At 68.9% G+C, this 13,773-nt stretch carries 11 protein-coding genes; 7 read left to right on the top strand and 4 right to left on the bottom strand.

The genetic code is table 11. The features are described 5' to 3' along the window. Positions 1–90 precede the first annotated feature (90 nt). The 5 genes from AC1RKE_RS04880 to dnaQ are packed head-to-tail and all read left to right on the top strand — an operon-like array spanning position 91 to position 3,777. Positions 91–975: a pyruvate, water dikinase regulatory protein gene (locus AC1RKE_RS04880; RefSeq protein ID WP_054764409.1), complete on the top strand. Its 885-nt coding sequence runs from the start codon at positions 91–93 to the stop codon at positions 973–975. Then, complete coding sequence (locus AC1RKE_RS04875; protein WP_348684001.1) at positions 975–1,568, top strand: Maf family protein; 594 nt, start codon at positions 975–977, stop codon at positions 1,566–1,568. The genes AC1RKE_RS04880 and AC1RKE_RS04875 overlap by 1 nt, the downstream gene beginning before the upstream one ends. Beyond that, entirely contained in the window at positions 1,565–2,395 is an 831-nt protein-coding gene (locus AC1RKE_RS04870; protein ID WP_348684002.1) for a shikimate dehydrogenase family protein, read from the top strand. Before AC1RKE_RS04875 ends, AC1RKE_RS04870 begins: the two co-directional genes overlap by 4 nt. Then, entirely contained in the window at positions 2,392–3,042 is a 651-nt protein-coding gene (gene coaE, locus AC1RKE_RS04865; RefSeq protein WP_348684004.1) for a dephospho-CoA kinase, read from the top strand. The genes AC1RKE_RS04870 and coaE overlap by 4 nt, the downstream gene beginning before the upstream one ends. A gap of 6 nt (positions 3,043–3,048) precedes the next feature. Next, positions 3,049–3,777 carry a DNA polymerase III subunit epsilon gene (gene dnaQ, locus AC1RKE_RS04860; RefSeq protein WP_348684006.1) on the top strand — a complete coding sequence of 243 codons (729 nt, stop codon included), beginning with the start codon at positions 3,049–3,051 and terminating at the stop codon, positions 3,775–3,777. 79 nt (positions 3,778–3,856) lie between these two features. On the opposite strand, the gene secB is transcribed toward dnaQ, so the two are convergent. Beyond that, positions 3,857–4,369: a protein-export chaperone SecB gene (gene secB / locus AC1RKE_RS04855; protein WP_054764404.1), complete on the bottom strand. Its 513-nt coding sequence runs from the start codon at positions 4,367–4,369 to the stop codon at positions 3,857–3,859. A 188-nt stretch (positions 4,370–4,557) separates the two neighbouring features. On the opposite strand from secB, the gene timA reads away from it, so the two are divergent. Both timA and AC1RKE_RS04845 read left to right on the top strand, forming a co-directional pair. After that, positions 4,558–5,199, top strand: a complete 642-nt coding sequence (timA, locus tag AC1RKE_RS04850) for a TIM44-related membrane protein TimA (protein WP_348684008.1) — start codon at positions 4,558–4,560, stop codon at positions 5,197–5,199. After that, the gene (locus AC1RKE_RS04845) at positions 5,199–6,323 is read left to right on the top strand and encodes an MltA domain-containing protein (protein ID WP_182714510.1); all 1,125 of its coding nucleotides are present in this window, start codon (positions 5,199–5,201) and stop codon (positions 6,321–6,323) included. The genes timA and AC1RKE_RS04845 overlap by 1 nt, the downstream gene beginning before the upstream one ends. Before the next feature lie 557 nt (positions 6,324–6,880). Here the strand turns inward: AC1RKE_RS04845 and AC1RKE_RS04840 are convergent. The 3 genes from AC1RKE_RS04840 to AC1RKE_RS04830 form a co-directional block, all read right to left on the bottom strand. Further along, on the bottom strand, positions 6,881–7,348 hold the full coding sequence (locus tag AC1RKE_RS04840; protein WP_152949247.1) for a universal stress protein: 468 nt from the start codon (positions 7,346–7,348) through the stop codon (positions 6,881–6,883). 78 nt (positions 7,349–7,426) lie between these two features. Next, positions 7,427–12,283, bottom strand: a complete 4,857-nt coding sequence (locus tag AC1RKE_RS04835) for an NAD-glutamate dehydrogenase (protein ID WP_348683819.1) — start codon at positions 12,281–12,283, stop codon at positions 7,427–7,429. Between the two features lie 354 nt (positions 12,284–12,637). Continuing rightward, the gene (locus AC1RKE_RS04830; protein ID WP_054764399.1) at positions 12,638–13,762 is read right to left on the bottom strand and encodes an AI-2E family transporter; all 1,125 of its coding nucleotides are present in this window, start codon (positions 13,760–13,762) and stop codon (positions 12,638–12,640) included. Positions 13,763–13,773: the final 11 nt, after the last annotated feature.

Here is a 13,773-nt window from a genome sequence, read left to right as displayed (position 1 = left end):
CGCCGTCTGGGTCTAAGGAGAGAAGCGCCCGGACGGTCCCCAGCCATCCCCAGGGCGCGACCCGTCCTTCAACAGAGAGACGATCCCCGAATGAGTCCTGCGCGACCCGCCGCCGCCCGCCCCGGCCCTGCCCGCCTGGCCACCTATTTTCACGTGCATCTGGTGTCGGACTCGACCGGCGAGACCCTGAACGCGATGGCCAAGGCGGTGACGGCGCGGTTCGACGGCGTCATTCCGATCGAACACATCTACGCCCTGGTCCGCTCGGAAAAGCAGATGGACCGTGTTCTGCAGGAGGTGGAGGCCGCGCCGGGGGTGGTGCTGCATACCCTGGTCGACCGCCAGCTGCGCGAACAGTTGGAGGAGGGATGTCGCCGGCTGGAAATGCCCCAGATCGGCGCCCTTGACCCCCTCGTCGGCGCCATGTCCCGCTATCTCGGCGCGGCGGCCCTCTCGACCCGCGTAGGGGCCCAGCATGCACTGGATCACGACTATTTCAATCGGATCGCCGCGCTCGATTTCGCCATGGCCTATGACGACGGTCAGGGCACCCTGGAGCAGTTGGAGGGCGCGGACGTCGTGCTGTGCGGCGTCAGCCGAACGTCCAAGACTCCGACCTGCATCTATCTGGCCCATCGCGGCATCCGCGCGGCCAATGTGCCCCTGGTGCCGGGCCAGGAAGACGGCGAGCGCTTGACCCAGTTGAAGAATCCCCTGGTCATCGGCCTGACCGTCTCGCCCGACCGCCTGGTCCAGATCCGCCGCAACCGGATCGAAAACCTGAACGCCAACCAGTCGTCCAGCTATACGGACCAGGACGCGGTTCGAGAGGAGACGATCAAGGCCAAGCGCGCCTTCGCTCGGCGGGGCTGGCCCACGATCGACGTCACCCGGCGTTCGGTGGAGGAGACGGCGGCCGCCATCACCAATCTGCTGAGCGAGCACCGCACCCATAAGATCGGAACCAGCTGGTGATGGCCGAAACCCTGATTCTGGCGTCCAAGAGCGCCGCCCGCCGCGCCTTGCTGGAAAATGCCGGCGTGCCTTTCGACATCCGCATCGCCGATGTGGACGAGGCGGCGATCAAGGCCGCCTCGACCGATCTGGACCCGGCCGCCCTCGCGGTGCGTCTGGCTGAAGCCAAGGCCCTGGCGGTCTCGCGCGACGATCCGACCGCCTGGGTTCTCGGCTCGGACCAGACCCTGGCCTTCGACGGGGGGCTGGTCTCCAAGGCCCAATCGCTCGAGGCCGCCCGCGCGCGGCTGGAATCGATGCGTGGTCGCACCCACCATCTCCATTCCGGCGCCGCCCTGGCGATAAAGGGCGAGATCGTCTGGTCGGGCGTGGACACGGTCGAGATGCGGATGCGCGACTTCTCCGACGCCTTTCTGGACGCCTATCTGGCCGCAGAGGGCGAGGCCCTGCTGGCCTGTGTCGGCTCCTACCGGCTGGAGGGACTGGGCGCCCAGCTGTTCGAGGCGGTGGACGGCGACTATTTCACCGTTCTGGGCCTGCCCCTGTGGCCGGTCCTGACCGAGCTGCGTCGCGTCGAGGTCCTGTCCGCATGAGCCGTCATCGCATTACCGGCGCCGCCCTGGTCGCCGGGATCGCCGGCAATCCGGTGGCCCATTCCCTGAGCCCCGTCATCCACAACGCCTGGCTGGCGGCCGGGAACATCGACGGCGCCTATGTCCCCTTCGCCCCCGCCGATGCGGCGGGGTTCGAGGCCCTGGTCGCCGCCGGCCGGGCCGGTCTGATCCAGGGCCTGAACGTCACCGCCCCGTTCAAGGAACAGGCCTTCGCCCTGGCCGACCAGGCCACGGGGGCGGCCCGGCTGACCGCCTCCGCCAACATCCTGACCTTCGACGCCGGCCGGGTCTCGGCCGACAGTTCGGACGGCGTCGGCCTGATGCTGGGGCTGAAGGAGCAGGCGCCGGATCTGGCGCTGAAGGGCCGTCCGGTCGTCCTCCTGGGCGCGGGCGGCGCGGCGCGGGCCGGCGCCGGCGCCCTGGTCGAGGCGGGCGCCGAGGTTCGGATCGTCAACCGCTCGCGCGACCGGGCCGAGGCCCTGGCGGCCGATCTCGGCGCCTCGGTCCGCGTCATGGCCGCGTCTGAGGCCCTGGACGGCGCCGCCCTGGTCATCAACGCCCTCAGCGTCCAGCCGGATTTCGATTTCGACGCCGTCGCCCCCGGCACGGTGATGATGGACATGACCTACAAGCCCCTGACCACCCCCTTCCTGGCGGCGGCGCGGGTGCGGGGCCTGCCGACGGTCGACGGCCTGGCCATGCTGATCGGCCAGGCGGCGCCCTCGTTCCGGGCCCTGTTCCGCCGACCGCCCCCGCCGCTGGATCTGCGCGCCCTGCTGACCGCCCATATGGATCAGACGGCATGATCCTGCTCGGCCTGACGGGCTCCATCGGCATGGGCAAGTCGACGACGACCGCCATGTTCGCCGACCTGGGCGCCGTGGTCTGGAACGCCGATGACGCCGTGCACCGCCTCTATGCGCAGGGCGGAGCTGCGGTCGAGCCGGTCGGCGCGGCCTTTCCCGGCGTGGTCGTGGACGGCGCCGTGGACCGCGTCCGCCTGGCCGAGGCCCTGGGGCGGGACGAAACCGCCTTCCGGCGGCTGGAAGCCATCGTCCATCCCCTGGTGGCCCAGGGCCGGGCGGGCGATCTGGCGGCGGCCAGGGCCATGGGGGTAAGGCTGGCGGTCCTGGACATTCCTCTCCTGTTCGAAACCGGCGGCGACGCCCATGTCGACGCCGTGGTCGTGGTCACCGCCGATCCGGAGGTCCAGGCCGAACGGGTTCTGGCCCGCCCCGGCATGACCCGCGACCGGTTCGAGGCCGTTCTGGCCCGCCAGCTGCCCGACGCGGAAAAACGCGCCCGCGCCGACTTCGTTATCGACACCGGCCACGGCCTGGAGCCTGCCCGAGCCGAGGTCGCCGCTGTGGTTCAGACTGTGCTGGATCCGGCGTGGATATCTCCCCGTCGCCGCGCGGGGGCTCTTTCACCGTCTGACGAACGAGGCCATTAAGGTGCGATGGCGCGCGAGATCGTTCTGGACACCGAAACCACCGGCTTCGACCCCAAGACGGGCGACCGGCTGATCGAGGTCGGCTGTATCGAACTGCTGGACCTGCTGCCGACGGGCCGCACCTTCCACCGGTTCGTCAATCCCGAGCGGCTGATCCCGCCAGACGCGATCCGCGTCCACGGCATCACTGACGAGAAGGTCAAGGACGCCCCCAAATTCCACGAGATCGTCGACGATCTGATCGAATTCATCGGCGACGCCCCGATGATCGCCCACAATGCGGCCTTCGACCGGAACTTCATCGACTTCGAATATGCGCGCTGCGGCCGTCCGATCACCGGCGAGGCGCGGTGGATCGACACCCTGAAACTGGCCCAGACCCGGTTCCCGGGCATGCCCAACTCGCTGGACGCCCTGTGCAAGCGCTTCAAGGTGTCCCTGGTCGAGCGGACCCTGCACGGCGCCCTGATCGACGCCCGTCTGCTGGCCGAGGTCTATCTGGAGCTGCGCGGCGGCAAGGAGCGGGTGCTGGACCTGTCGTCGACCCCGGCGGCGGGGCGCGGCGCGCCTTCCGTCGTGCAAGCGGCGGCCTACGGCCCGCGTCCCCGGCCTCTGGCGCCGCGCTCGACGCCGGAAGAACAGGCCGCCCATGTCGCCTTCCTGGCCGAGGTTCTGAAGGATAGGTCCCTGTGGAGCGCCTACGGCGTGGGGATCGAAGAGGCCGCGGCGGCCTGATCCCCGTCCGTCCGTCGCGTCTCAGCAAAAAGGGCGGCCCGCCTGCGGACCGCCCTTCCCTTATAGAGGTTCGCTCGGCTTAAGCCTGGCCGGTCTCGATCGGCTGCTGGGCGATCTGCTGCTGGCGCGCGATATAGATGGCGGCGAAGTCGATCGGGTCCAGCATGAAGGGCGGATAGAAGCCGCCGTCGGCCGTGGCGCGGGCGATGATTTCGCGGGCGAACGGGAAGAGATAACGGGGGCATTCGATCAGCAGCAAGGGCTCAATGTCCTGCTCCTGGACGTTCGCCAGCTGGAACAGACCGCCATAGACCAGTTCGACGTGGAAGACGGCCTGGTTCTCGTGGGTCGCCTTGACCGACAGCTTCAGGTCCAGTTCGAACAGACCGTCGGGGCGGCCTTGGGCCGACATTTCGACGCCCAGGTCGATCGCCGGCTTGCCGTCGATACGCAGGGATTCCGGGGCGCGCGGGTTTTCGAACGAAAAGTCCCGCACATACTGGGCCAGGATGCGGAAGCCGGGGCCTGCGGGTTGACCCTGCTGAGGCTGGGCCGGTGCGGGGGTGTCGGCGGGCGGAGCGGCGTCGGTCATGGGCGTGTTCGATTGCGAAAAAGGGCCGATAGGGCCGGAATAAGGCGCCGCGACTAACACGTCGGGGCGGCCGGCCGCAATGTCGCACCTGCGCCGGGGGGCGCGCCGCGCCTTGCTTCCTCCTATATCAGCCCCTAATCGTCTCCCTCGCGCCTTCTCCTTCGCGCGCCGACATTCAGGAAGTCCCCTTGCCGGTCCAGTTCCAGATCGTGATCTTCGCCGTCATCGCGGCCTTCGTCCTGTTCCAGCTCTACAATGTGCTGGGCAAGAAGGTAGGGCGTCAGCCGCAGGAGGACGCCAAGACCTTGGCCACGCCCAGCCCGACTGCCCCCGAGGCCTCGAAGACGCCGGCCCTGGACGCCGCCCTTCTGGCGTCGATCGCGGGTTTGAAGGCGCGCGATCCCGCCTTCGATCCGCACCGGTTCCTGGAAGGGGCGCGTCAAGCGTATGAGACCATCGTGCGCGGCTACGCCGCCGGCGATCGCGCCGCCTTGAAGCCCCTTCTGACGCCGACCGTCATGGCCTCGTTCGAGGCCGGCATCGCGGCGCGGGAAACCCGGGGCGAGACGGAGACGGTCGAATTACTATTCCCGCCCCGCGCCGATCTGGAGGGCGCCACGGTCCAGGGCGACAAGGCCGTGGCCAAGGTCCGTTTCCTGGCCGAACTGCGCAGCCGCGTGACCAAGGCCTCGGGCGAGACCGCCGATTCCGTGACCGGCGAGCCCCTGGTCGAGGAACGCCGTACCGCCGAACATTGGACCTTCGAACGCAGCCTGGGCGCCGCCGATCCGAACTGGGTCCTGGCCCGCGTCGAGCCGGCCAGCGCCTGATGTCGGCCTCGCGCCGGCTCGGCCGGCGGACGGCGCGTCTGTGGCCCCTGCTGGCGGTCGCCGCCTGCTCCACGGGCCCGGCGATCACCCCGCCTCTTCCTCAGACGCCGCCGGCGTCCCGGCCCTCGGAGACTGAGGCGGGTCCCCGCCCCTATCTGCCCGCGCCCAGCCCCGCCGAGGGCGTCAGCCCGGCGGTGCTGCCCGGCTGGAACGACGAGGATCATCTGGCGGCCTTTCGCGCCTATGTCGGCGGCTGCGCCGCCGCGCGGGATGCGGCCGGCCGCGCCGTCTGCAGCCGCGCTCAGGCCATGGCGGCCGCTCCCGTCACTCCGTCCGACGCGCGGGCCTTTTTCGAAGCCCGTTTCAGCGCGGTCCCGGCTCAGACCTCAGACGGGCGTCCCGGCCTTTTGACCGCCTATTTCGCTCCGGAATATTCGGCCCGCCGCGCCCCGGACGCGGAGTTTTCGGCGCCCGTCCTGCCCAAGCCGGCCGATCCCCGCGCCGCCGGCGACCGGGCGGCCATCGAAGCCGACGCCCGCCCCGACCAGGCCCTGGCCTGGATGCGGGCCGAGGACCTCTTCTTCCTCCAGATCCAGGGCTCCGGCTATCTGACCTTCGAGGACGGAACCCGCGCCCGCGCCGCCTACGCCGGCGACAACGGCCGTCCCTTCGTCGGCATCGCCCGGCCGATGGCGCGCCAAGGCCTGCTGCCGGAGAACGGCACGTCCGGAGAGGCGATCCGCGCCTGGCTGGCCGACCATCGCGGGCCCGAGGCCCAGGCCGTCATGGCCCTGAACCCCCGCTACATCTTCTTCCGGCTGGACCCCGACGACGACGGCCATCCCGCCGGGGCGGCGGGCCTGCCCCTGATCGAGCGCCGGGCGGTGGCGGTCGATCCGTCCCAGTGGCGCTACGGGGACCTGGTTTGGCTGGAGGCGGACGGCGGAAATCTGCGCGGCGCCACGACCTCCTATCGCGGTCTGGCCATGGCCCTGGATACGGGGTCGGCCATTCGCGGCCCGGTGCGGGCCGACCTCTATATGGGCCGTGGAGACGCCGCCGGCGCCGAGGCCGGGACGGTGCGCCATCCCCTGCATATGTGGCGGCTGATCCCCAAGGGCTGAGAACGCCGCGCTTCGGCCTGGGCGGTCCGTCGGGTCGAAAAAAAGGTGTCCGATGTGTCCGATCTGTCCGACGGCCTTTGATTTCCATGAAGAAACTGTCGGACACCGACCGGACTGTCCGGTGTCTGACGCGCTCTGCCCTCTTGGCGATGTCAAAGACCGGGGCGCCATTATAGGCGCGGCTGAAGGGGCGCCGGGCAGATCCTCGATCGGATCTGCAAGTCTCTGAATTGGTGCGGCCTTGAGGCGGACATCGCGCCGATCAGGCTCCAGGTTCAATCGACATTCAGCCTACTGCGGTCAGGCCGCTCTTCCCGCGTCAGAGGGCCTTGATGCGGCGACTGGGTTCATCACAGCGATCACGGCGGATTCACAGCGGTCACGACGCCATCGGAACCCGCCGTGTTCGCCGTGACCTCGTCGTGCCCGTTGTGATGAACCCACCCTCAATCGGCGTTACGCCGCCAGACGTTTTCCCTTCCGCTGACGCGGGAAGGAAGACCGACACTCAATCGAATAGAGTCTTCAACGCCCGAGGCGCCTCTCCTAGATTGGCGCTAGGCTAGGTCCTCGATCTCCGCCTCGGTCAGTTCGCCGGGGACGATGGTGACGGGCAGTTTGCGGCCCCCCACATGGGCGCCCTGTTTCAATATGGCGGAGACCAGGGGGCCAGGTCCGCGCGAGCCCGATCCCGCCGCCAGGACCAGGATCTTGATGTCCGGATCGTCGCCCACGACCTTCTTGATCGCCGCCTGGGGCTCGCCCTTCTCGATCAGGAAGACCGGCGGCGCGCCCGACCGCTCCATCGCCTCCTCGCCCAGCCGGTTCAGCAGGGCCTCGGCCTCTTCGCGCTGCTGCCGCTCGATCTCCTCGCGCGCGCCGGACCAGTGGGCGTCGCTGTGCGAGGCCAGGACACGCAGCATCACCACCCGCCCGCCGGTGGACTTGGCCCGCCGGCAGGCGAAGCGCAGGGCGGCTTCGAACTCAGGACTGTCGTCGACGACGACCAGGAATTTTCTCGGCATGACGGCCTCCCCAGCCGGTTTTCCCTGACGGAGGAGGCCGGGATGCGGCCCCCTCGTCAAGTCTCGGCCGCAGCCGGTTCAGCCCTTGCCGGCCGCAGAGGCCAGGTCGCGAATGGTGGCGTTGGCGATCGTCAGCTTGGCGAAGGTCCAGCCTGCGCCCGACTGTTCGATCTCGTCCACCGAGGCGCGAACCCCCTCGACCACCGCCAGTTTCGAGCCGATCCAGGCGTCGACGGCCCCTTCGGCGGCGTCTTCGCTGATCCCCACCGAAGCGTCCGACGCCCGCGCCACGGCGCGCGTCAGCGTCGCCTGTTCGGTCATCAGATCCTCGATCAGGCGGCGAACGGCCAGGCGATCGAAATGATCGACCGACGGGATCGAGCCGGCGGCCGCGCGCAGCCGGTCGAAATCGAAGGCGGCGCCCACCTGGTGGTAGAGCCGGGCCATGGCGGCGACCGGCCAGCCCGTCTCCTGAGCGATGTCGCCGATGTCGGCGGCGGCGACCAGGGGCCGCATCACGCCGATCCGCCGGGTCAGATCCTCCGGCGCCCCGTGGTCGGCGAAGGTCTTGACCCGTTCGTCCAATCGTCCCTGTTCGAAACGGGACAGGACCGGCGCGCCCTCGGCCTGGAGCGCGTCGGCGACGGGGCGATAGCGGTCGATCAGCGCCTGGACCGAAGCGCCGTTCTTGGCGCGGCGCGCCAGCCAGAAGGTCTGGCGGCGCAGGACCACGGCGATCTCACGATAGAGGGCCGTCTGCGCCTCGGCGGAAATCTTGAGATCCAGGTTCGAGACGGCGTCCCAGGCCTCATCCAGTCGGAAGATGCGCCGCGCCGCCTCGAAGGCGATGATCAGGGCGGTGGTGTCGCATTCCGCCGAGCCGCGCAGGCGGTCGGGGAAGGTCGGGCCGCACATATTGACCACTTCGTTCGACAGGACCGTGGCGATGATCTCGCGCCGCAGGCGGTGGCTCTTCATCTGCGGTTCGAAACGGGCCAGGGCGTCGGGGAAGTAGCGCACCAGAATCTGCTCGAAGAAGGGATCCTCGGGCGCGCGGGAGGCGACGATCTCTTCGGACAGTTCCAGCTTGGCGTAGGCGGTCAGGACCGCCAGCTCGGGCCGCGCCAGAGGAATCCCCGAGGCCATCATCTCCTTGATGCGGGCGTCGGAGGGCAGGCCCTCGACCTTGCGGTCCAGCTTGCCGCGCGCCGACAGGCTCTGCATGAACCGCTGCTGGGCGTCCAGGGCGCCGGCCCCTTCCGCCTGTTGCAGGGTCAGGGCCAGGGTCTGGTCGTAGTTGTGGGCCAGAACCTTGCGCCCAACCTCTTCGGTCATGGAGGCGAGCAGCGGGGTCCGCTCCTCGGCCGGAAGGACGCCGTTGGTCACGGCCGAGCCGACCAGGATCTTGATGTTGACCTCGTGGTCTGAGGTGTCCACGCCCGCCGAATTGTCGATGGCGTCGGTGTTGATGCGCCCGCCGTTCTGACCGAAGACGATCCGCCCGGCCTGGGTGAAGCCCAGATTGGCCCCCTCGCCCACCACCTTGACCCTGAGTTCGTCGGCGTTGATCCGCAGGGGGTCGGTGCCCTTGTCCCCCACCTGGGCGTCGGTCTCGGCGGCGGACTTCACATAGGTGCCGATCCCGCCCAGATACAGCAGCTCGGCCGGCGCCTTCAGTATGGCGCGGATCAGGCTGACCGGGTCCAGCTGGTCCTCGGCGATGTCCAGGGCCGCCTTGATCTCAGGCGTCAGCTGGATCGACTTGGCCGAGCGGGAGAAGACGCCGCCGCCGGCCGAGATCAGGCCCTTGTCATAGTCCTGCCAGGACGAGCGCGGCAGGTCGAACAGGCGTTTGCGCTCCGCCCAGCTGACTTCGGGGTTCGGATCCGGGTCGATGAAGATGTCGCGATGGTCGAAGGCGGCGACCAGCTTGGTCGCCTTCGACAGCAGGGCCCCGTTGCCGAAGACGTCGCCGGACATGTCGCCGACGCCGACCATCGTGAAAGGCTCGGTCTGGATGTCCTTGCCCAGTTCGCGGAAGTGGCGCTTCACCGCCTCCCAGGCGCCGCGGGCGGTGATGCCCATGGCCTTGTGGTCATAGCCGATCGAACCGCCGCTGGCGAAGGCGTCGCCCAGCCAGAAGCCGTAGGACGCCGAGACGCCGTTGGCGATGTCCGAGAAGGTCGCCGTACCCTTGTCGGCCGCGACGACCAGATAGGGATCGTCCTGCTCCCAGGCGACCACATGGGCCGGACGGGTCACCGCGCCGTCGGCGGCGATGTTGTCGGTGATGTCCAGAAGGCCCGACAGGAAGGTGCGATAGGCGCGGATGGCCTCGCCCTGAACAGCCTCTCGGTCGGTCGTGCGGGGCAGTTGCTTCGGATAGAAGCCGCCCTTGGAGCCGACCGGCACGATGACGGCGTTCTTGACCTGCTGCGCCTTGACCAGGCCCAGGACCTCGGTGCGGAAGTCGTCGCGACGGTCCGACCAGCGCAGGCCCCCGCGCGCGACCGGGCCGAAGCGCAGGTGCACGCCCTCGACGTGCGGCGCCCAGACGAAGATTTCGCGATAGGGCTTGGGCAGGGGCAGGTCTTCCAGCTCGCTGGAGGCGATCTTGATCGAGATGTGCCGCTTGGGCAGGCCGTCAGCGTCCTGCTGGAAGTAGTTGGTGCGCTTGATCGCGCCGATCAGGGCGGCGATGCGACGCAGGGCGCGGTCGTGGTCCAGGCTCTTCACCGCCTGGAGAAGGGCGGTGATCTGGGCCGTCAGGGCGTCGACGGTCTCCTGGCGGGTCTCCACGGCGGCGCCGTTCGGCTCGAACTTGGCCTTGAACAGGGCCAGCAGGGCGCGCGACACCTCGGGATATTCGCGCAGGGCCTCTTCCTGCACGGCCTGGGACGGGTCCAGACCCGTCTGCTGACGATAACGGGCCAGGGTGCGGATCAGGGCGGCCTCGCGCCATTCCATCCCAAGTTCGATCACCAGTCGGTTGAAGCCGTCGCTCTCGGTCAGGCCGCTCCAGACGGCGGCGAAGGCGCGCTCGAACGGCTCCTTGACGTCCGCGAAGACCAGATCCTCGCCGCGCGGATCCTCCATCAGGAATTCATGGACGTGAATCTCTTCCTCGCCCATCGGCCGGATGGAATAGCCGTATTCCTCCAGCGTCTTCAGGCCCATGTCCGTCATGATCGGCAGGACGTCGGACAGGGGGACGGAGGGGCCGCGACGATAAAGCTTGAAACGGAACTGAAGCGGGCTGTCGTCGAGATTGCGGAAGGCGCGGACCGCCACGGGCTCGCCGGCGCCGACCTGGCCGGTGGCGTTCAGCCGATCCATTTCACGCAGATCGACCGCCGCCTCGTCGGCGTCATAGCGGTCGCGATAGGCGGCCCCGAAGGCGCGAGCCCAGCGTGCGCTGAGCGGGCCGACCTCGACATCGGCCACCTCGGCCCGCCGCAGGGCGGCTTCGAACCGTTCGATCCAGCTGCGACCGGCCTCGGCCACATCCTGTTCCAGCTGGGCTGCATCGGGAACCGGATGTTCGCCGGGCGTCACGCCGATGATGAAATGCACCCGAACCAGGGGCGCGTCCGAAAGCTGAGGATACCAGGCGGAGACGCGTCCGCCCCAGGCGCGGGCGACGATCTGGCCGATCCGTTCGCGCACCGAGGCGTCGAACTTCTCGCGCGGAATGAAACACAGGACCGAGACGAAGCGGTCGAACGGATCCTGGCGCGTGAACAGGCGGATGCGCGGCCGGTCGTAGAGGTGCAGAATGCCCAGGGCGATGGACAGCAGCTCGTCCTCGCTGATCTGGAACAGCTCATCGCGCGGATAGTTGTCGAGGATGTTCTTCAGCCGCTTTTCATTGTGGCTGCCCGGCGCCTTGTCGGCGCGCGACAGGACGTTGGCCACCTTGCGGCGGATCAGCGGGGTCTCGGTCGCCAGACGGTCATAGGCCTCGGAGGTGAACAGGCCCACGAACCGGGTTTCGCCGGTCGCCTTGCCGTCCGGCCCGTACCGCTTGACCCCGACGTAATCCATATAGGCGCGGCGGTGGACCCGCGAACGGGCGTTGGCCTTGGCCACGGTGACGGGGTCGCTGAAGTCCAGCTGGCGGCGCATCTGGCGCGTCAGGACGGCCGGTTCGGAGGCGCGGCGCAGAACGGTGCGTTCCGGATCGGCCAGAATGCCCAGGCCGGCGCCCGACTGGCTCAGGGGGGCCTCGGCCTCATAGTCGCCGTCGGCCCCGCGCGGATAGTCGTAGTCGCGTGCGCCCAGGAAGACGAAATGATCGCTCTTCAGCCATTTCAGGAAGGCGATGTTTTCTTCCAGTATGGCCGGATCGACCGCGGGCGGAGTGGTTTCCAACCTCTGCACGGCCTGGCGCATCAGGGCGGCCATCGCCTCGTGGTCCTCGACCGCGGCGTGGACGTCGCTCAGGCTCTGGGCCAGGCCCTCGCCCAGGGCGTCGCGGCGTTCCTGGGGCACGGGATCGATGACCAGGATGATGACCGACAGTCGGCGTCCGTCCAGCGCGACGACGGGGTGGAAGAGGGCGCGCACAGAGACCCCGGCCTCTGCCAGGACGCCCATGACGCTGTCCACCAGGAAGGGGGCGTCGTTCTGGACGATGCGGACCAGGTCATAGTCCAGGGCCTGGCCGTCGGCGCCCGACAACGGCCCCACGGTGATCAGGGGCGGGGAGCCGGCCGGATAGTCGCCGGCGGCGCGCCAGGAGGCGGCGAGCAGGGCGGCCAGATCCTCGCCGTCCAGCTCCGGCGTTTCGTCGGCGGCGTAGTCCTCGTGCGCCTGAGCCAGGAAGGAGCGCTCCGCCTCGCCCGGGCTGGTTCCCAGAATCCGCGCGAATGAAGCTTCCAGCAGGGCCGGGGTGATCGGCTGAACCGTTGCAGAGCGCGGATCGAGGGCGGTCATGGACTTCCAGTCTCGGGCGACGCGGCCGGGGCCGCTGGGGGCTGGCGCGACGCAGCGCCACACCGCTGACTAGGCCAGGACTGATCGCTCGGGAAGCCCCTGAGGGGCGAAGATTCTCATGAACAGCGTTCAGGTTGGAAGGGTTGTGCGGCGCCGCAAACGAGAAGGCCGCCGAGTGGGGGAACTCGGCGGCCTGCGCGGACCGACGCATGGGGAGGGGAGGGGCGTCGGCCTCGCTCGGCCGCGGTCGGAGGGGGGATGGCCGCGGCGTTGAGGCTGAGATGGGCGGTCCGGGGCGGGTTTCAAGAGGCCGGCGTCACAGGTTTCTCTGCGGCCTGACGCCGCACGGCGGCCTCAGGCTTCGTCAGCGTCGTCCTTGGAGAATGAGCCCCGCCTGTGATGCGCCGTCTTGTGTTCGTCCGCATAGGGCTCGCCGTCGCCCGACAGCAGGACGGCCATCCAGCGCGAACCCTTGAACTCGGCCAGGATCGCCATGGCCATCACGGCCAGCGGGGTCGACAGGAACATGCCGACCACGCCCCACAGCTTGCCCCAGAAGGCCAGGGCCAGCAGGACCACCACCGGGTCGATGTTCTGGTTGTCGCCCTGCATGCGCGGCTGGACCAGATTGCCCACGATGAACAGAATGGTCTGAAGCCCCACCAGCAGGATCAGCGCCGGCCAATAGCTGGGGAACTGCACCAGGGCGAACAGGGGCGGGGCCAGACCCGCCACAGCCCCGCCCAGAACCGGGATGAAGCCGACGATGAAGATGACGAAGGTCCAGAACTCCGCGTTCTGAAGCCCGACGGCCCGCATCAATATCCAGGCGGCGGCGCAGATCAGGGCCCCGGTCACGGTCTGGACCCACAGATAGCCCTCGACCCCGCCGCGGACGCGGTTGAACACGGCGATCGCTTCGTCGCGCTGATGCCGGTGGGGGAACATGGCGATGATCTTGCGCCGGAAGCCGATCTGCGAGGCCAGAAGAAAACCGAGATAGACCAGGACGAAGAAGGCGCCCGAGGCGATGCCCTGCACCTGAAAGGCCACGGAGGTCAGATAGCCGCGCAGATCGACGCCGTTGATCAGGTCCTGGGCCGTGGGGGGATTGTTCAGCCGGATCAGGGCGTAGACGTCGCGGATGATCTGGTCGATGCGCGGCCCGATGTTCTGCGACACGCCCGACGCCTCGCCGAAGAAGCCGGCGGCGCCGTTCACGATGATGGCGATGGAGGCGAAGAAGGCCAGGACCACCAGCAGCAGGGCCGCTGTCCCCGCCCAGCGGTCGTTCAAAGGAGTGCGCGCCGCCACGGACCGCTTGACCCCGTCTATCATGATCAACAGGAAAACGGCCATGGCCAGGGGCGTCAGTATGTCGCGCAGCCAGTAGAGGGCCGCACCGGCCGCGACGGTGGCGATCAAGACCAGGGCGTTTCGCGAGACGGCCGAAGACTGCATGGTGATGGGGCTCTTCATGGCCACCCTTG

The organism is Brevundimonas sp. GW822-FHT03E11 (assembly GCF_058801445.1).
This window is presented reverse-complemented; position numbering and strand designations above follow the sequence as displayed.

What these genes read in the sequence shown, in the direction of transcription:
- AC1RKE_RS04880 (WP_054764409.1), top strand. Translation starts at nt 91, where the DNA reads ATGAGTCCTGCGCGACCCGCCGCCGCCCGCCCCGGCCCTGCCCGCCTG.
- AC1RKE_RS04875 (WP_348684001.1), top strand. Translation starts at nt 975, where the DNA reads ATGGCCGAAACCCTGATTCTGGCGTCCAAGAGCGCCGCCCGCCGCGCC.
- AC1RKE_RS04870 (WP_348684002.1), top strand. Translation starts at nt 1,565, where the DNA reads ATGAGCCGTCATCGCATTACCGGCGCCGCCCTGGTCGCCGGGATCGCC.
- coaE (WP_348684004.1), top strand. Translation starts at nt 2,392, where the DNA reads ATGATCCTGCTCGGCCTGACGGGCTCCATCGGCATGGGCAAGTCGACG.
- dnaQ (WP_348684006.1), top strand. Translation starts at nt 3,049, where the DNA reads ATGGCGCGCGAGATCGTTCTGGACACCGAAACCACCGGCTTCGACCCC.
- secB (WP_054764404.1), bottom strand. Translation starts at nt 4,369, where the DNA reads ATGACCGACGCCGCTCCGCCCGCCGACACCCCCGCACCGGCCCAGCCT.
- AC1RKE_RS04845 (WP_182714510.1), top strand. Translation starts at nt 5,199, where the DNA reads ATGTCGGCCTCGCGCCGGCTCGGCCGGCGGACGGCGCGTCTGTGGCCC.
- AC1RKE_RS04840 (WP_152949247.1), bottom strand. Translation starts at nt 7,348, where the DNA reads ATGCCGAGAAAATTCCTGGTCGTCGTCGACGACAGTCCTGAGTTCGAA.
- AC1RKE_RS04835 (WP_348683819.1), bottom strand. Translation starts at nt 12,283, where the DNA reads ATGACCGCCCTCGATCCGCGCTCTGCAACGGTTCAGCCGATCACCCCG.
- AC1RKE_RS04830 (WP_054764399.1), bottom strand. Translation starts at nt 13,762, where the DNA reads ATGAAGAGCCCCATCACCATGCAGTCTTCGGCCGTCTCGCGAAACGCC.